General features: G+C 64.5%; 17 protein-coding genes. 8 read left to right on the top strand and 9 right to left on the bottom strand.

Annotated features, from left to right (window positions below; translation table 11 throughout):
- Positions 1-621, bottom strand: coding sequence for a nitrous oxide reductase accessory protein NosL (locus SVXhr_RS08155; RefSeq protein WP_275736722.1), 621 nt, complete (start codon positions 619-621; stop codon positions 1-3).
- Positions 622-761: 140 nt separating this feature from the next.
- Here SVXhr_RS08155 and SVXhr_RS08160 point away from each other — a divergent pair, with 140 nt between their 5' ends.
- Genes SVXhr_RS08160 through SVXhr_RS08175 form a run of 4 tightly spaced genes read left to right on the top strand, consistent with a single transcriptional unit; the run spans position 762 to position 3,357 of the window.
- Positions 762-1,460: an SCO family protein gene (locus SVXhr_RS08160; RefSeq protein WP_275736723.1), complete on the top strand. Its 699-nt coding sequence runs from the start codon at positions 762-764 to the stop codon at positions 1,458-1,460.
- 2 nt (positions 1,461-1,462) lie between these two features.
- Positions 1,463-1,975, top strand: coding sequence for a TlpA disulfide reductase family protein (locus tag SVXhr_RS08165; protein WP_275736724.1), 513 nt, complete (start codon positions 1,463-1,465; stop codon positions 1,973-1,975).
- Positions 1,972-2,646: a cytochrome c biogenesis protein CcdA gene (locus SVXhr_RS08170; protein WP_275736725.1), complete on the top strand. Its 675-nt coding sequence runs from the start codon at positions 1,972-1,974 to the stop codon at positions 2,644-2,646. Before SVXhr_RS08165 ends, SVXhr_RS08170 begins: the two co-directional genes overlap by 4 nt.
- Before the next feature lie 48 nt (positions 2,647-2,694).
- A complete protein-coding gene (locus tag SVXhr_RS08175) occupies positions 2,695-3,357 on the top strand; it encodes a DUF420 domain-containing protein (protein WP_275736726.1) in 663 nt (220 codons plus the stop codon).
- Positions 3,358-3,386: 29 nt separating this feature from the next.
- Here SVXhr_RS08175 and SVXhr_RS08180 read toward each other — a convergent pair whose 3' ends face one another.
- From SVXhr_RS08180 to SVXhr_RS08205, 6 genes are all read right to left on the bottom strand, one after another.
- Positions 3,387-4,580 carry a heptaprenylglyceryl phosphate synthase gene (locus tag SVXhr_RS08180; protein WP_275736727.1) on the bottom strand — a complete coding sequence of 398 codons (1,194 nt, stop codon included), beginning with the start codon at positions 4,578-4,580 and terminating at the stop codon, positions 3,387-3,389.
- A gap of 176 nt (positions 4,581-4,756) precedes the next feature.
- A complete protein-coding gene (locus SVXhr_RS08185; protein ID WP_275736728.1) occupies positions 4,757-6,301 on the bottom strand; it encodes a hypothetical protein in 1,545 nt (514 codons plus the stop codon).
- Between the two features lie 83 nt (positions 6,302-6,384).
- Complete coding sequence (locus SVXhr_RS08190) at positions 6,385-6,873, bottom strand: hypothetical protein (RefSeq protein ID WP_275736729.1); 489 nt, start codon at positions 6,871-6,873, stop codon at positions 6,385-6,387.
- Position 6,874: 1 nt separating this feature from the next.
- A complete protein-coding gene (locus SVXhr_RS08195; protein WP_275736730.1) occupies positions 6,875-7,351 on the bottom strand; it encodes a hypothetical protein in 477 nt (158 codons plus the stop codon).
- Between the two features lie 77 nt (positions 7,352-7,428).
- Complete coding sequence (locus SVXhr_RS08200) at positions 7,429-8,355, bottom strand: polyprenyl synthetase family protein (protein WP_275736731.1); 927 nt, start codon at positions 8,353-8,355, stop codon at positions 7,429-7,431.
- A 71-nt stretch (positions 8,356-8,426) separates the two neighbouring features.
- Positions 8,427-9,680, bottom strand: a complete 1,254-nt coding sequence (locus tag SVXhr_RS08205) for a hypothetical protein (RefSeq protein ID WP_275736732.1) — start codon at positions 9,678-9,680, stop codon at positions 8,427-8,429.
- Positions 9,681-9,885: 205 nt separating this feature from the next.
- Here SVXhr_RS08205 and SVXhr_RS08210 point away from each other — a divergent pair, with 205 nt between their 5' ends.
- From SVXhr_RS08210 to SVXhr_RS08220, 3 genes are all read left to right on the top strand, one after another.
- The gene (locus SVXhr_RS08210; protein WP_275736733.1) at positions 9,886-11,259 is read left to right on the top strand and encodes a geranylgeranyl reductase family protein; all 1,374 of its coding nucleotides are present in this window, start codon (positions 9,886-9,888) and stop codon (positions 11,257-11,259) included.
- 115 nt (positions 11,260-11,374) lie between these two features.
- Positions 11,375-12,163, top strand: coding sequence for an aldo/keto reductase (locus SVXhr_RS08215; RefSeq protein ID WP_275740902.1), 789 nt, complete (start codon positions 11,375-11,377; stop codon positions 12,161-12,163).
- A gap of 64 nt (positions 12,164-12,227) precedes the next feature.
- Positions 12,228-12,965 (top strand): hypothetical protein, encoded by a 738-nt coding sequence (locus SVXhr_RS08220; protein WP_275736734.1) that lies wholly within the window; start codon positions 12,228-12,230, stop codon positions 12,963-12,965.
- A 42-nt stretch (positions 12,966-13,007) separates the two neighbouring features.
- On the opposite strand, the gene SVXhr_RS08225 is transcribed toward SVXhr_RS08220, so the two are convergent.
- Positions 13,008-13,766 carry a hypothetical protein gene (locus SVXhr_RS08225; protein ID WP_275736735.1) on the bottom strand — a complete coding sequence of 253 codons (759 nt, stop codon included), beginning with the start codon at positions 13,764-13,766 and terminating at the stop codon, positions 13,008-13,010.
- 108 nt (positions 13,767-13,874) lie between these two features.
- On the opposite strand from SVXhr_RS08225, the gene SVXhr_RS08230 reads away from it, so the two are divergent.
- Complete coding sequence (locus tag SVXhr_RS08230; protein WP_275736736.1) at positions 13,875-15,026, top strand: DUF63 family protein; 1,152 nt, start codon at positions 13,875-13,877, stop codon at positions 15,024-15,026.
- A gap of 30 nt (positions 15,027-15,056) precedes the next feature.
- Here SVXhr_RS08230 and SVXhr_RS08235 read toward each other — a convergent pair whose 3' ends face one another.
- Positions 15,057-16,769 carry a YcaO-like family protein gene (locus tag SVXhr_RS08235; protein WP_275736737.1) on the bottom strand — a complete coding sequence of 571 codons (1,713 nt, stop codon included), beginning with the start codon at positions 16,767-16,769 and terminating at the stop codon, positions 15,057-15,059.
- Between the last annotated feature and the right edge of the window lie 27 nt (positions 16,770-16,796).

A 16,796-nucleotide genomic window follows, 5' to 3' on the forward strand; every position in this document is an offset into this window, starting at 1 on the left:
CTACGTCTGGGCCAGTTCGCCGATCATCGATCTGGTCACGTCGCCGAACTGTGCCCTCGACCCGCCGTACTCGTCGGCAAACGCCGTCGCGTCGTCATCGCTGGAGAATCCAATGAGGTCCCGGCCCATCGCGCCCTCGACGGACGACGCCACGACGAACGTGACTTCGGAAGCGTGCGTGAACGCCTCGGCCGACGGATGCGTCGAGATGAACGTCGTGCCGTCGTCCGTGAAAATCTCGTATTCGACGCTCGAATAGTCAGTCACGTAAAACGCTGCGCGGGACCAGCCGCGGTCGCGGCGCTCGAAATCGTACTGGAATGCCTCCCAGGTACTGTCGAATCGAGCCGGGTTCTCGTGACCCGACGGGTCGTGGTTCCGGTAGAACACCTCGGCGCTCGGGCCGGGATGTTGGGGGATGATCATGCCACAGACGTCACAGGCGTCGTCGTCACGCACGGTGACCGGTTCGGGGGTTTGCGTCGAGAGACAGCCCGCGGCGCTGACCGCCGCGCCACCGCCGATCGCCGCAAGAAGTCCTCGCCGTGTGAGCCCATGCTGCACACACTCGGCGTGCTCCCGTGCGCTGACCTGTCCCTCGTGCCCACGGGGCCCAGGCACATAGCGACAGCCGTCCCCAGACCGCTCGCTCCTCGTCATACGTCAGTATTGGGAGTGTGCCACAATGAATCCGGTGGTCGCTCCCTGCAATTCTTTCGGATTCGCGAACGGTTTAGTGCGCTGGATGCAAGTATGCGAGCGTGAACAGACGACAATATCTCGGGGCCATCGGCGGTGGGATCGCCGCGCTTTCGGCCGGGTGTTCGACCGCCGAGTCGGATACCACAGTGACGAGCGAGCGTTCGATCGATGCATCGAATACCTATCTCGATACACCCGATCTGCGGGCCGAACCGTCGATTCTGCCGTATCCAGCGTACGGACAATCACTCCCCGATGTCACGCTGTCAGATCCGCTTGCAGGCGACTCCGTCTCGATCGACAGCGACGGTCGCGACACGCTGATCACGTTCTTCTATAGCCACTGTCAGACGGTCTGTCCCCGGTTGATCTCTGCTCTGCGAAACGTGCAGGCGAAGGCAATCGAGGACAACCGCATCGACACGACGGCCTTCCAGGCAGTCACGTTCGATCCCGAACGCGACGACGCGGATCGGCTGGGAGGCTACGCTGACCGAATGAACGTCGCCCTGGACGAGAACTGGCGGTTTCTGGCCCCGGATTCGCCCGAAGACGCCAAGGACATCGTCATGGACGAGTTCGGCGTCCGGTTCGAGCGGACCCATCCCGAGGAGATGGACAAGTACATGTTCACGCATCGCTCGCTCATTTTGCTGGTCAACGCCGATGGATACGTCGAACGATCCTACACCGACTCGACGCCGTCGTGGCAGTCGATATACGACGACCTCCGGACCCTCCGAGATCGGGAAGCATAGCGATGCGACGGCGCGATTTCCTCGCTGGCGTGGGCGGCGCGGCGATCGTCGGGGCTGGCGGGTATCTGGCGGTCTCCACCGACGACGGCAGAATCGATCCAGTCGCCGTCGACACATTCGAGACGCCGAACAGCGCTGCTGCCGAACTGCGGGTCCCCGTCGAAGGACAGGTCACCGTCGTCGATCTGTTCGCGACATGGTGTCAACCGTGCAAGCCCACTCTCGACGCACTCCGGGCAGTCCAGGCGGAAACCACTGATGTCGCGTTCGTCTCCGTCACCAACGAAGTGCTGGGCCGAGAACTCTCCCGGGGCGACGTGCTCGCGTGGTGGGACGCGTACGGCGGGGCCTGGCCCGTCGGCCACGACCCCGAGGGGAGCCTGCTGGCGAGTCTCGGAGCATCGACGTTGCCATACACGGCTGTGGTGGACCCGAGCGGGCGAGTCGTCTGGGCGGAGACGGGCGTGCCCGACCCGCAGAGAGTGAGCCAAGCGATCGCCGACGCCCGGCCATGAGCGGCCTCACGCTCGGGGCGACCGTCGCCTTCGCAATCACGACCGGCGCAACGACGTTTTTCGCGCCCTGTGCCTATCCACTGCTCCCGGGGTACGTCGGTTACTTCATGCAGGCCGAGTCCACGGAGGGGGGCTCGCTACTCACTGGGGCTCTGGTCCGCGGCCTGGCAGCGAGCGTCGGCGTGCTGGTGACCTTCGGGCTGTTGGCCGTCGCGGCGATCACGGTCGGCCGGCCGCTCCAGGCACACCTCTCGGCGCTCGAAGTGGTCGTCGGCGTCCTGCTGGTGTTGTTCGGGCTGGTGACGCTGTCAGGCCGGACGATCGGCTGGCACGCGCGACTGCCCGAACGAACCACGTCGATCAGTGGATTCGTCGGGTTCGGGGGACTCTACGCGATCGCGGCGACGGGCTGTGTCGCGCCCGTCTTTCTGGCTGTCGTCTCCCAGGCACTGACGTTCGGGCCGGCTGGGACAGCCGCAGTCCTGGGTGGATACGCCGCCGGGATGGCGGTGCTGATGATCGGAGCCACCGTCGCAGTCGCGGTCGGCGTCGAGATCACGACGGATCGGTTCGCGGGATTGACCGACCGCCTCACGCCGGTCGCGGGCGGGATTCTCGTCGCGGCCGGCCTCGCCCAGATCGGCCTCGCCGTCTTCGTCTACACTGGGTAGGGGTGCCGGAAGCCGAACACAAAAGCCGCCGGCGATCCAGGGTCGCGTATGCAGACAGATTCAGGCTCCTGGCTCCGACGAGTAGCTCGGGAGCGGCCCCTCGGCGTGACAGCCGTCCTTTCGGCGATCGGGTACGCCCTCGTGGCGGGCGCGTTCGCGGGGGCGATCCCCCTGTTCCCGCCGCTCGAACGGTCGACGGTCAACCTCTTCGGTCACCTCATCGCCGTCGTCAACGCGAGCGCGCTAAGCGCGATTCTCGTCGGCGTCTACTTCATCACGCACGACGAAGTCGAAAAACACCGCGCGGCGATGCTGACGGCGTTCGCCCTCATCGCCGTCTTCCTGGTGCTGTATCTCTGGAAAGTCGGCGGCGGCTTCGAGAAGTCGATCACCGTCACCGGCCCCCCGGAGATCGCCTACCTGCTGATGCTGGCCGTCCACATTATTCTGTCCGTCGTCGCCGTCCCGGTCGTCCTCTATGCGGTGATTCTCGGACTCACGCACACGCCGTCCGAACTCCGATCGACGGCTCACGCCCGGGTCGGTCGGATCGCCGTCGCCGCCTGGTCGATCAGTCTCTTTCTCGGGATCGTGACCTACGTTATGCTGAACCACGTCTACGGCTGGGTGCCCCGTGAATCAATGCTCCTGCTGGTTGCCGTGCCACGACCGGTATGGGATCTGGGCGGGGAATCCGGCGGTCGCGAATAGGTACGAAACCGACGAGAAAGAGCGGTCGTTTACGCGACGCTGATGTGCTCGACCGGCAGCGTCTCGGCGTCGAGGTCGAGCCGTTCGGCGAGCAGCCCAGCCACGAGCTCGCGCGGGAACGACTGCTCGTCTTCCTCCAGGACGTTCGAGAGTTCGATACCACCGGGCAGTTCGTCGCGTCGATCCAACGCAGTAGCGAGTTCGGCTTCGCTCGTCACCTCGCCCTCCAGGTCGGCTGCAAGACCCTCCAGAGCGAGGGCTGCCTCGATGGTCGCGACGAGGTATTCCCGCGCCCGGGCAGTCGGGTTCGACAGCGATGGGATCGTCGAGAGATACTCGGCGGCACTCGTCGCCGCGACGTCGCACTCGTCGCTCAACCAGGACTCGATGTCGCTCCGGGTGGCATCGGCCGAGAGGGTCTCGACAGCGTCGGCACACAACGCGGCCTCCTCGTCGGCGATTTCGTGGAAAACGTTGCCGACGACGACCGCGTCCGCGCCGGCCTCGAGGACCGCCTCGACGTGTTCACGTGAGTCGAGGCCGCCGCCGTACCAGAGCCGCGACCACGAGAGCGAATCAGAGACCTCGTCCAAGATGTCGATCGCCTCCTCGCCGCCGAACGTGCCCGAGTACTCCAGATACACGATCTCCGATTCGAAGACCGTCTCGGCGACCATCGCTCGTTGTTTGGCCGCCCGCGGACTCAGGAGATCGTCTTCCGTGACTGAGGCCTCTCTGGCGGCCGCACTATCGAGGTTCATGATGATGTACGCCTCGAAGACGGCTTCCTGGAGCGTCCACGCCGAGAACAGCGAGACGACCCGCCGTTCGAGCCCCTCTCCGAGCGGGATCGGGAGTTTGTCGTCGAGGTAGTCCGGGCCGAGTTCCTCGCGGAGATACTCGATCCCGGAGCCGAGCGTCCCGACGATGGCCTCCGTGTCGCCGTTGAGCACCTGTGGGACGGCAAAGTAATCGGCCTGCTCGCGGGTCCGCTCGGTCACCTGTCGGACGCCGCTTGGTTCCTGAATGGCAGGGCGCGGCCGTCCGGAAACGAGTTCGAGGGTCTCCTCGGTGTTCTGTCCGGTCACGTCCTTCGAGCCCCCGACCTCCAGGGCACCCGTGTGCTGGAGATAGAGCGGAAACAAAAGCGGGAGTTTCTTTTCTTCCTCCGGGTCGATCTTCGTGATGTGCTCCCACTCAGCGGGCACGGGGTTCGTGTCCACGGGGAGAACCGTTCGACCGGCCAGGGAGATCGTTCTCGTCGCCGACTCAAAGGTGCGGGCGATAGCGTCGAAACTCGGCATTGATAGCTGGTTGTGGTCGCCCCGGTATTATACCCCCCGTTCTCGACTGTCGGGTCCGTTCGATCGATCGATCCAACAAATATCCGCGCCGACGCTCAAAACAGGACGTTCGAGACGGGAAACAGCAGGGGGACCACGTTCGACGAGAGGAGACTGGCCATCTTGTTCACGTCAAGCGGCCAGGTCGGGGCGTCCTGGAGGGCAGCCCACTCGGGCCCCTCCGAATCGTCGAAAGAGTGGATCCGGTCGCCCGCGGCCGGCGTCCTGGACGCGTCAGTCTCCCGATGGGTCCCCTGGTACTTTCGAGCGATCCGGTGTTTGTCCCGGACCATCTTGGCGTGCATCGACCAAAACGAGTAGTAGCCCCACGCGCCGGCACCGAGCGCGTACCCGACGACCGGGCCGACGAAGCTGATCAGCCAGACGGCGGTCGCCAGCGGATCGCCGATCGCCATGACGCCCTCGGGCGGAACGGCCCGGCCGCCGACGACGTACAGCCGGTAGACCAGATAAAGCCCGGCCATCGAGAGGAGCAGGTTGATCCGGATCGCAAAGCGGCCGAGATCCCGGAAGCCGCCGTACCCGTCGACGTGGAACGGTTCGTAGGTTAGATCGACGTCGCTGTACTCCCCGTTTGCGTTCAGGAGCCGGTTGAAATACCGGACGACGACCAGAAACTGGAACGCAACAGTGCCGAGGACGGCGTTGAGCGAGGCGTTGACGACCAATCCAAGCCCGTACTCCAGTTCCTGTGGGCCGTTCCCGATCAGCCAGATGATGGCAAACTGGGCAGCAACGAGCACACCGAACACCCGGGACGGGGAGAACCCGTAGGCGCTCAACCGGAGGTTATCATGGAGGTCAGTCAGGAAGTGCCGGTAGGCCAGTTCGTCACCCACGATGTCGTTGGTCCGCGTGCCAAGCGTGACAAACAGATGCTCGATCCGAAGCGTCGCTTCGTAGAGAAACTGTCCGGCAACGAGCAACAACAGAAGATAGCCCGAGACGAAGACGACGTTCGGGGCAACGCTGCTGGGATGACCGGCAGAGACAGTCAGAAACACTGACGCCCCGACGCCGGCCAGCAGCCCCCCGACGAGTCCGTAGATGGCAAGTGCGGTCGGGAACTCCCGGTACTCGACGACGTCGACCATCGACAGCAGCCAGAGCAACACCGGCGTGATGGCGAGATAGAGTCCAAACAGTCCCGCATCCGGCCCCGCGATCGTCGGGACCAGGTCAGTAATGGGGGCCACGGATGGGTCGATCCGCGCCCCACCGACGAGGAGGGCACTCGCCACCAGAATCACGAACGGTGTGTGCCGGAGGAGCTGTCGTGGAACCCCGTCGATAAATGCGAACTGTGCCTCCTCACCGGTCTCGCGGTAGGTTCCGTCCGGCTCGCGCTCGACCCGCTCGAACGTCGGCCGCGCACCCGACTCGGGGCTGACCGCAAGAAACGGAAACGAGTCGCGGCGAGTGACCTGAGGGACGATCTCACAGATCCGGTGGAGGTGCAAGTCCGAGCCGCCGTCAGTCCACCGGATCCACAGCGACCCGAGCAGTTCGTCGTCGTCCGGCCGATCGGCCCGCCAGTCCTCCCGCGCCGTCGACCTGTCGGTCGCGTCCGGCTCACCCATTCGTGGTGGGTTTTCCTGCGTAGGCGGTGAAAAAAGTTCCTGTGAACCAGCCGAATGGATACGATTCGTTCGTATAAATAAATCTATAGGAACTTGCCGGAGTCGAAGTAGTGGGCGAGCACATAACCGCCGAGGAACATGCCGCTGCCGACGTTCCCCAGGAGGTGATTCTCCAGGCGGACGTACCACGCCAGAATCGCGATGCCGGCTACGAGAATCGCGATCCCGGCAAGAAAGCCAAAGGCAGCGGGTCCATCCGGCAGGATCGCCCGGAGTTGCCAGAGGACGCCGCTACCCGCGTCGCCCGAATCGGCGGCCCCGTTCATCGTCGGGGCGTCGGCACTCCCCTCACTCATGTCGTCGACGAAGACGCCCTCCTCGGCGTAGTGAGCGATGAGATAGCCGGACCAGGAGGTGAACCCGGCGACGTAGACCAGCAGCACGTGTCCCTGGCTGGCCCAGATGAAACCCGAGGACATCGAGGCGGCGGTGACCGCCAGGCCGACGATCAGGCCCAAAGCACTCCCAACGCGAGCAAGCGACGAGTCACGTGGGCGTGTCCCGGCAGCCATCTCAGAGCGTCACCCCGTTGATCCCGATGTGCCCGAAGATGTACCCCCCGATGCAGACGACGCCAGCGGCGACGCCGAGGGTCGCGTCCCAGGACTGGATCGTGAGGGCGAACAGCCGCATCCCCGCGCCGAGGCCGACGACGCCCAGAACGACGAACCCACCGCGGGCCAGGAGGACGCCGTCGACGCCACCCGAGCCACTCGTGGCGAGTTTGTCGGGGCCGTCGTCGGGAACGGGAACGAACGCCGAAACGAACGATTCGTTGGGATCGAGGTACGTCCCGACCTGCGTGAGGTGATACCCCACGAAGAAGATCGCAAAACCGATCGAGACAACGCCGACCCTGATCGCCGGATTCGAGCCGTCGAGCAACGGGAGCGACGGCGAGAACGCCGACAGCGTCGCGGTCCCCGCACCGATGCCGATCACCAGGTTTCCGGTCAACGCCCAGAACAACGCCTTCGGCTCCGGTAACATGCACGAGTCACGCCGGCAGGTTCACATAAAGCCACCGCTCCCGTCGATTTCGGCCGCGGTTGTGCCGCCAGTGAACCCTAGACGTCCCGTTCGGTAATGAACTGTCCGAGAGCTTGGAGTTTCTCCCGCTGTGGCGAGTCCGGGAGCTCGGTGATCGCCCCGCGAGCCTCCTCGATCAGGTCGTTCATCCGCTGCTCGGCGAACGCCATGCTCCCCTCGGCTTCCAGGATTTGCATGACCGTCCGGACGTCCTCCTTGGTCGTCTCGTCGAACGGTTTATCGAGGATGTCATACACTCGCTCGTCGTCGGCGTGGACAACCATCAGCGTCCGTTTGCCGGCCCGGACGTCGTTGCCGATCTGCTCGCGGCCCTTGCCCTCCTGGAAGTCCAGCAGATCGTCCCGGATCTGGAAGGCCGGCCCTAGCGACGTGAATCCGGAGAGGTCGAGGTCCGAGTCGGCGAGGGCCAGCGGCGCGTCGACACAGAGTTCCAGCAGCGCGCCCGTCTTGCGCCGGACCATCGTCATGTACTCCTCGACGGTGGTGTCACGACGGTCGGCGAAGTCGATGTCCATCTGCTCGCCGTTGGTGACCGTGATGACCGTATCGAGCGCGAGATCACGGGTTTCGGCGGGGAAACACAGGATCGCCTTCGCGAACATCATATCGCCGAGGTTGATCGCGCTCCCCTCGCCGTGTTCGGCCCACAACGTGGGTTCGCCGCGACGATACTCGTCGCCGTCGATGATGTCGTCGTGGACCAGCGTGAAGTTGTGGAGGAGTTCGACCCCTGCGGCGATGTCGAGTGCGTCCGCCTGCGGGACGTCGACCATCTCCGAGACGAGGAACACGAGCCCCGGTCGGATGCGCTTGCCGCCGGTGTCGATCGGATACCAGAGGCGCTCGGCGTACTCGAACTCCTCGAGCCACTGGCGTATTCGATCGTCGACCGTCGGTTTGACCTCGTCTTGCAACCAGGCGAAGACGTCTTCTTCGTCAGTCATTATCTCCACCGTCAGGCGCAGGGAACCTCGGTCTTTCGGTCGGTGACAATTAGCCCTTCCCCGGGGTTCGCTCACTCGCCGGCGGCGGCCCCGGGCAACACGGTCGGATCGCCGGAGCGATAGATATACTCGGTGGCGATGCCGGTCAGCGGCGAGTCCGTCTCGGTCGCGAACGTCTCGGCGAGATCGAAGTACCCCTCGCTGATCGAGACGATCCGGTCGTAGGCCGTCTCGGCGTCCTCGGCGAGGACGTATTCGGCGGTGACAGGCGTGAGTTGCCCATCGACACGGTCGTCGGCGTAGTCGTCGACATCGTCGAGCCAGATCTGTGCGCCGATGATCGCCAGCACGATCGAGCGCTTGAACGCCTCGTCGACGGGCAACCCGGCACGCCGATACATCTCGATCATGCCGTCGTAGATGACGCCGACCCGGGCGTACTGGGTTTTGAGGTACGGCAACGCCTCGATGTCTTCAAAGAGCGTAACCTCCGCGTCGAATTCCGACAGGGACGCGTCGCGGTACTCCGTTCGGATGTCCTCACGAGCCGAGGAATCACCGTCACGGGCAGCCCGAAAGAGGTCCCGGAAGTGCGGATCGCGATCCTGGTGGCGCTCCGAAAGGTCGACGGCCCACTCGTAGATCTCCCGGACTTCCCCGGGGAGGCGGTCAAATGTCGCATCAAGCTCCGACGCGAGGGTCTCCTGGGCGATCTCGGCGACGCGGCGTCGCTCCGCCGGAGTGATGTCGAAGCCGACGGAGAAATCCTCGAACTCCGCGTCGTTGATCGCATCCCGCATGTCACCGTCGATCAACGCGGCGAGCACGAGCCGAGTGAGGTAGTCCCCACCATCGACAAGATCCTGTGGGGAAGTCGGGCCGGTGGCCCACTGCTCTTCAGTGATCGACTGTCGAAAACTGACCGGTCCGGCCACGTCGTTCTCGGCGAGGTCCGTGGCTTCTGGAGTCTCGTCCTCCCACATACTCAACGCGACGGGATCGGCACCGTCGTCGGCGCGATTCCTCGCCGTCCGATAGATCTGACCGAGTGTCAACTCGGCCGGCATCGTCAACTTGGTATCGTAACTGAACGAGACGGCCCCAGGAGCCACGTCGAAGGCATCGGCGATCGCGTCTTCGACCGGCTTGAAGGCATCGTCGATCATCGCTTCGGTCCGTCGATCGACGATGCGTTTGAGCTGAATACTTTCGCGATCGAAGACGCCGGAGCCGGCATAATACCCGAAGACGGCCTGGCCAGTTGTCGGTACTGTGTCACGCTCGGCCAGCCAGCCGGCGAATCGCCGGCGAAGTGTCGTCCTCATTACGAGATCACCATCCGAATCCGGCCTGATCGTCGCCGGCACATTGGTGGCGTTCTGGCCGGTGTGAATATCATCTTTTCGCCACGGCGGCCACTCCGTCACGGGACCGTAAAGCCCGCCAAAAAATGCAAAACAAGTGTTAAGTGGCAATATTTCCTACGGATACACGGCAGTTTTTTGTGAACCCCAAGTTTACCAATGGTTCATGTCCGCAGACGCGTACGACATCGTCATCGTCGGTGGTGGGACTGCTGGTGCGTTCGCAGCCGCCAGTGGCGCCCAACAGGATCTCGATGTCGTCCTCCTGGAGCGAAAGAGCGAACAAGAGGCGGGACACATCGCGTGTGGTGACGCGATCAAGGGCAAGAGCACGTTCCCTGATGTGATCGATCTGGACTATCTACGCGAGGAAGCGTTTACCAACGAGAACATTCAGAAGGCAGTGTTCGAGGTGCCCGACGGCGGCACGATCGAGTATCCCTTCGCGACCGGCTCAGGATCGATCGTCGACCGGAAGCGCTACGGCGAAGTGTTGCTCGAAGAGGCCGACCGCGTCGGCGCGGACTTACACTTCGACACCGTCGTCCAGGATGTCGTCCAGACCGACGACGGCCGTGTCGAGGGCGTGCAGGCGACCCGGAAGGGCGACCGGAAACGCTACGACGCCGAGGTCGTGATCGACGCCGCGGGCGCGCTGTCGCTCCTGCAGGACAAGGCCGACCTCGCCGACGCCACCTTCGATACGAACGTCACCCACCGACAGTTCTGCTCGGCCTATCGCGAGGTCATCGAGGTTGAGGAACCGGTCGACTTCGAGGACGCTATCGTGTTCAAACCGACCGAAGAACTGGGGTATCTGTGGTATTTCCCGCGGACGCCGACCGAGATCAACGTCGGGCTGGGCTTCCAGATGGACCAGGAACCGATGGAACTCGTCGAGGTCCTTCGCGAAGATATCGAAGACCGCGAGGAGTTCCAGAACGCCACAGTCACGGACAAACTCGGCGCGGCGCTACCGACCCGGCGGCCCTATGACTCTGCGACTGCGCCCGGATTCATCGCAATCGGTGACGCTGCGGCCCACGTCAACCCGACCACTGGCGGCGGGATTCCGGGTGCGGCCAAAGCCGGGCACTGGGCAGCCGAGGTCGCTGCCGACGCCATCGCCGAGGGGGACGTCAGTGAGGCCGCGCTGTGGGAGTACAACCACCGCGTCCTGACGGACTTCGGCAAGCGGTTTGCGGCGATGGATCTGTACAACATCTTCGGCACGACACTGTCCGTCGAGGACATCTCAGACGTCATCTCGGCGCTGCCCGCCCAGCAACTCATCGACATCCTCGGCCGGAGCGGGACCTCCTCGATGGGCTGGGGGCTGAAAATCAAGACGATGGTCCAGACGTTCGGTCACTGGGGGACGCTGTACGACGCATACAAAGTCAACCAGCGCGCCTCACAACTCAAAGCGATCTACGACGAGTATCCGACATCGCCCAGCGGGTTCGAAGACTGGCGGGAGAAGCGCGACGCCTTCATGGACGACTTCTTCGCGGAGTTTGGGGCCGATCCGAAATACTGACGGCCAATTGACGGGCGGCCGGGAGCCGTATCCGCACCCTTTTTTCGGTGTGCCTGCTACGGCTACCCCGATGACAGGCCAGACGACTCACGACGACGTGCCGGTTCGCGATGCCATGCCCATGCTCGGGCTTGGGACCTGGCAAAACGAAGCCCCCGAACAGTGCGCCGAGAGCGTCCGGACGGCCCTGGAAATGGGGTATCGCCACGTCGACACGGCCAAGGCGTACCACAACGAGGCGGCCGTCGGCGACGGCATCACCGCCGCCGATGTCCCGCGTGAGGATATCTTCCTCGCAACGAAGGTCTGGGCGGGCGATCTCGCCCATGATGACGTCATCGAAAGCGCCGAACGGAGCGCCGATCGCCTCGGCGTCGAGACGATCGATCTGCTGTACATCCACTGGCCGTCACACGCCTATGACCCCGAAGAGACGCTGCCTGCGTTCGACGAACTGGTCGACCGTGGCGTGATCGATCGCGTCGGCGTGAGCAATTTCACCCCCGAACAGGTCGAGCGCGTCCAGGAGGTACTTGATGCACCCCTGTTCGCCAATCAGGTCGAAATGCACCCCTACCTACAGCAGGATGAACTCCGGGCGTTCGCCGCCGAGACTGATCTCAACCTCGTGGCCTACTCGCCGCTCGGACGGGGAACCGTCCTCGACGACGGAACGCTCGCCGACATCGCTACAAAACACGATGCAAGCGTGGCACAGGTCAGCCTGGCCTGGCTACGAGAGAAAGGGGTCACGGCGATCCCGAAAGCGACCAGCGAGGCCCACATCCGGGACAATTTCGAGAGTGTCGCACTCGACCTTGCGGACGAGGATATCGCGGCCATCGACGATATCGAGCGGACCGACCGCCAGATCAACCCGGACTGGGCACCTGCCTCCTGGTAACTCGGGTCCAAGCGCCGGGGACGGCTCGTAGCAATTATACGCACTGGCGATCAATCGGATACACATGTCGGGCGGGAACGCGACGGGAATCGTCGCCGGGATTCGTATCGACCTCAAGCGGCTCCACGAGACGTGGATGGAGATCGTCTATCCACGCCAGCGCAACGCGGCGGACACCGTCCTCGGGAAGTGGACCCCCAACTCACAGTCGGGCTGGTTCGCCTACCGGCTGTGGGGTGCCATCGGGGCGCTGCTGGTCGCAATACTCTACCCACTGGTGTTGCTTGGCTACGTGTTCCGCGCCCAGACGAGACGCATCGACCTGGCGGCGGCCCGGATCGGCGCGATCGGCGTGTTCGTCGTCCTGGCCGTGCTATGGGGGGCGCTGAGTGCGTTCGCCAGATATCAGTTCTCCACCAGCGGGTTCATCGCCGTCCTGGCGGCAAGCGTCGTCGCGATCGTCGCCGGTCTGCTCGCCTACGTCTTCAGCCGCATCGGCGGCCGAGTGACGACCGTCCTCCTTGCGTATCCCTTCGGTGTGACCGCGCTCTTGCTTCCACCCGTCGTCGCCGCGCTGTACTCGCCGACGCTCGCCGAGACTGTCTTCTCCCGGAGTGAAGCGATCGCCCGGTGGATCAACGACACGCTGCTCGATGTCTACAACATAAACGAGCGCCTGCGAAGCACGTACGACCTCCGTGGAGTCGCTCACGCGGTCATGTGGTTCGCCATCTCGATCCCCGTCGGTTGGCTGCTGGGGACCGTGGTCACGCTGGCAAACTACGTCCGCCCGAGTACCTGAGAGGGGTCCGTCCGGGTTTCTGTTGACTCCCGTGTGGTACTATCACGAATTCCCGATGCTGATCGATCGCGGGTCGATCCCGTCCGCACCGATCCGAACCGTCTCGTCGTCGGTACCGACCAGCATCGTCCCGCCGGCGAGTAGTGGAGCGAGAACTCCACCGACGACTGTTCCCGGTTCAGAGAGGGTGCTATCGATGGCGACGCTATCGGCGGCCGTGAGAGACGCTTGATCGAGGAAAGCCTCAGCAGCTCCGAGCAGCGTCCGGTGATCGAACTGCTGGTCGTCAGTAATCAACAGCGGTGCGTCCGGCGAAACCGTTTCAGGTGGGGCGATCGGCGTCTCGCTCCAGACTTCGGTTTCGAAGTGGACTATAGACGGATTCTCCGGCGGCCCGCCGTAGGCGATCGACGTACTGGCCGGTCCCGGTTCGTAGTCGTCCATCCAGGCGGCCGGGCCGACCAGCGCGTCGGCTTCGAGGTCCCGCGGTGGATCGAACCGGACGGTCGCGCCGAGCAACGCCGCGCCGAGCAACGCGAAGATGACCTCCGGAATCGGCGTGTCTTCGGTTCGTGACGGCGGCGTTCCCGGTTCGTAATCGGGGTGTTTGGGCGCATCGACGACACCGACGATCGATCCGTCGTGGACGCCATAGAGCCGGAGCAGATTCGCCGTTTTCCAGGCAGTTGCACAGACGCTATCGTAACTGTGTGATCGCGCCCGGTCGCCGACCACCCGATACGCGAGGTCGTCGCTCCGTCTTGCCGGGGCAACCAGATCGCCGATCACCGCTGCGTCCATGGGTGGCGTTTGTGGGCAAGCGCCAAAAGCGTTCGCGGACGGGGCCACCACGACGACATGCGCGCCGGGACCGGAACGCTAAACAGGACGGCTGACACCTGCATGAACATGGACGACCAAGCGTTCACGCTGACGCCCGGGCGGGCGTGGCTCGCGATGTTCGGGGCCGCGATCGTCGCGATCGGGGGCGCGTCGATCGCGTTCACGCGGCAGGTGTGGGACGAGTTCATCTGGCAGTACTTCTGGGGGCCGGTGTACGCCGACGCCCACAACGCCGGCTGTGCGATCAAAGACGGCGGGCAAACGCTTCTGGGCGGTAGCGGTTTCGCCGAGAACTGCGGGATCGCGATGGAACAGGGCCATATCGTCGCCGAACCGGGCTATACCCTGGTTTCGGAAGCGGGTTACATGGTCATCGGACTGTTCTTCCTGATCGGCGTCTACCTGCTCCTGAAGAATCTCGACGTTTCGTTCGGTCGGGAGTACTTCTACGCGCTGTTCCCGTTCATGCTGTTCGGCGGCGCGCTCCGGGTCGTCGAGGACGCGACCGACGCCGCCGTCGAGGCCGGCGTCGAACCGGTCGCCTCGTATCCGCTCAACACGCTGTTCATCAGCCCTATCATCTACTTTACCGTGTTCGGGATCGCCATCGGCGCGCTCGTCGGGAGTCTCCGGCTCGCCGATCGCGGGATTGTCTCTTCGGCCGAACGGGCACTCGGGATCATCGGGAGCGTCGCCTTCGGTGTGACGTTTGGCTATCTGGTCGTGCTCGGAGTGACTGTCGAACACGTCGACTTCCTTCCACACGTCCTGCTCATTATCGTCGGCGGCGCGACGGCGATGGCCTACGGCGTCTACGCCCTCACCGAGCGGTTCGCCCCATACATCAACAGCGGGACCGGCTACGTTGGATTGATCGTCCTCTGGGCGCACGCGATCGACGGCGTCGCGAACGTTCTCATCACCGACTGGGCGGATACGCTTGCCCTCCCCGTCTCGTATTACCCGAAGCATCCGGCCAACGAGATCATCATGAACGTGACCGAAGCGGTCCTGCCGGCCGGGATTTTCGAGGCGATCGGCAGCGCGTGGCCATTCCTGCTCGTGAAGCTCGGCGTCGCCCTGGGCATCGTCTGGCTGTTCGACGAGGCGTTCATCGAAGAGAATCCCCGGTACAGCTACGTCCTCCTGGTCGGGGTCGTCGCCGTCGGCCTCGGGCCCGGATCCCGTGACATGCTCCGGGCTGCGTTCGGCATCTGAGAATTTTGCCAGCAAGTCGTTGCTGTCTGCTCAAGGGAACGGATGGAACGCACGGTCCGGCCGTGCCTCGAATCCGAGACGGTCCGGGACTGTTTCGAGTCGTTCACCGAAGTACGGATCGCCGAGAAACAGCGGCTGGGCCGACGGAACAAGCACGCGAACGGCCTCGAATCCGATCGCTTCGATGTCGCGGGGCGTAAGTCGCACCGCGTACGGCGAGAGACCGGCGTCGGTGACCCGTTCGACGACGGCCGACAGCGCCTCACCCCCATCGTCGGGCGCATCGGGTGCGACATCGGCTGCCGGGACAGTGCCCGCGGCGTCGACGAAGTCCGCGACAACGTCGGGGAATGTCGCGTAGTCACCGATCGCGCCGCTGGCGTCGACGGCACCGTCCGGCCCCATCTGGCGGAGTTCGAACCAGTTCTGGACCGCTTCGGCCAGCGCCGAGCGCGCAGCGGCGGCGGGATCGAGATTCGCGCTCGATCCGAGGGCGAACCGGGGCCACTCGCCGTCCGCCCGGTGGACGGCAACCGCCACGACCGGCACGTCAATATCCTGGGTGAGCAGGAGTGGCGTGACCGAGAGCCCCTCGACGTTTACCCGCCTGGCGAGCGTCTCGAAACGATCGTCCGAAACGTCGAGTTCCAGCGGTTCGAACGTCGAATACCACGACAGCATCGACGCGTCGCGCTCGATCACCTCGTACAGTCCCGACAGCAACGCCTCGACCATCGCGTTGCCAAAGCCGAGCCCGGTCGTGTTCGCGGGCCGGAAGCGATCGTCGGACGGCGGATAGACGGTCACCGACGCCGGCACCTGCACCCCCTGGCCGGTTGCGAGATCCTGCCCCTCGATCCAGTCATAAGGGCCGTCTCCGGGCGGCTCCGGCGTCACGAACGACGACGGCGCGATCGGTCGGGCCAGCTCCTCAATGGTGGCTGTCCGGAAGCTTTCACGCCGATAGACGCCGGCACTGTATCGCTCGTAGGCTTCCCCGAGCGCTTTCATCAGTGCAGCGTTCCAGTTGACGTCGACGCCCGCGGCCGGGCCAGTCGAGGAGACGTCGCTGAACCCGTCCGTGTCGCCGTTCCGGGCGAGGTAGTAGGGGGCAGGGAAGGACTCGATCTCGCCGACCTCCTGGACGATCCCGAGACGGTCATCGAGCCCCTGCTCGGCCCGCGCGATCGTCGCCTCAAGGTCGCGGTCGACGGCCGTTCGCTCGATGGTCCGTGACGGCTCCGTCCCGCATGTACAGTGCGGGACAGGGAGCAAGCGGCGCGTCGCATCCGGAATTTCCGTTACGAACCCGAAGACCTCCGGAGCGTCGACGGAGCGATCAAGCGTGCTCGCAGCCACCCGGCCGGCGATTGCCCCGGCGAACCGTGCCGTCGTCGGCGGTGGGGCTTCCGTCGGCTCCTCCGCCGGATCGACGTTCGCCCGGACGCGCTTGCGGAGACACTCGTAACACGCTGTCTCCGGCCCAAATCCGGTGATCGCGGCGTCGACAACCGGGACGCCGCCGACACCGCCGAGTTCGATCGCGATCCAGGATGCTTCTGTTTCGAGCGCGCGCTCGTTCGCCCGTTCGAACGTGCCTGCACCGGCAACGTCGACGACGATCCCCAGGTCGTAGTCCTCGATTTCATCGGGTTCACACGTCGACACGGCGCTATCAACGTCACCGAGCGCGGATTCGACCGCCTCGACGGCCGGACCGGCACCCACGAGACCAACAGACATGGTCCTCCGTGGATGCCCGAGCGGCAA

Origin of the sequence: Halorhabdus sp. SVX81 (genome assembly GCF_029207715.1) — an archaeon.
Taxonomy (GTDB): Archaea; Halobacteriota; Halobacteria; order Halobacteriales; family Haloarculaceae; genus Halorhabdus.

Excerpts from the sequence above, each read along its gene's own strand:
- SVXhr_RS08175 (WP_275736726.1), top strand. The coding sequence starts at position 2,695 with ATGCAGACAGATTCAGGCTCCTGGCTCCGACGAGTAGCTCGGGAGCGG.
- SVXhr_RS08190 (WP_275736729.1), bottom strand. The coding sequence starts at position 6,873 with ATGGCTGCCGGGACACGCCCACGTGACTCGTCGCTTGCTCGCGTTGGG.
- SVXhr_RS08225 (WP_275736735.1), bottom strand. The coding sequence starts at position 13,766 with ATGGACGCAGCGGTGATCGGCGATCTGGTTGCCCCGGCAAGACGGAGC.
- SVXhr_RS08235 (WP_275736737.1), bottom strand. The coding sequence starts at position 16,769 with ATGTCTGTTGGTCTCGTGGGTGCCGGTCCGGCCGTCGAGGCGGTCGAA.
- SVXhr_RS08230 (WP_275736736.1), top strand. The coding sequence starts at position 13,875 with ATGGACGACCAAGCGTTCACGCTGACGCCCGGGCGGGCGTGGCTCGCG.
- SVXhr_RS08185 (WP_275736728.1), bottom strand. The coding sequence starts at position 6,301 with ATGGGTGAGCCGGACGCGACCGACAGGTCGACGGCGCGGGAGGACTGG.
- SVXhr_RS08210 (WP_275736733.1), top strand. The coding sequence starts at position 9,886 with ATGTCCGCAGACGCGTACGACATCGTCATCGTCGGTGGTGGGACTGCT.
- SVXhr_RS08170 (WP_275736725.1), top strand. The coding sequence starts at position 1,972 with ATGAGCGGCCTCACGCTCGGGGCGACCGTCGCCTTCGCAATCACGACC.
- SVXhr_RS08165 (WP_275736724.1), top strand. The coding sequence starts at position 1,463 with ATGCGACGGCGCGATTTCCTCGCTGGCGTGGGCGGCGCGGCGATCGTC.
- SVXhr_RS08195 (WP_275736730.1), bottom strand. The coding sequence starts at position 7,351 with ATGTTACCGGAGCCGAAGGCGTTGTTCTGGGCGTTGACCGGAAACCTG.
- SVXhr_RS08215 (WP_275740902.1), top strand. The coding sequence starts at position 11,375 with ATGCCCATGCTCGGGCTTGGGACCTGGCAAAACGAAGCCCCCGAACAG.
- SVXhr_RS08220 (WP_275736734.1), top strand. The coding sequence starts at position 12,228 with ATGTCGGGCGGGAACGCGACGGGAATCGTCGCCGGGATTCGTATCGAC.
- SVXhr_RS08205 (WP_275736732.1), bottom strand. The coding sequence starts at position 9,680 with ATGAGGACGACACTTCGCCGGCGATTCGCCGGCTGGCTGGCCGAGCGT.
- SVXhr_RS08200 (WP_275736731.1), bottom strand. The coding sequence starts at position 8,355 with ATGACTGACGAAGAAGACGTCTTCGCCTGGTTGCAAGACGAGGTCAAA.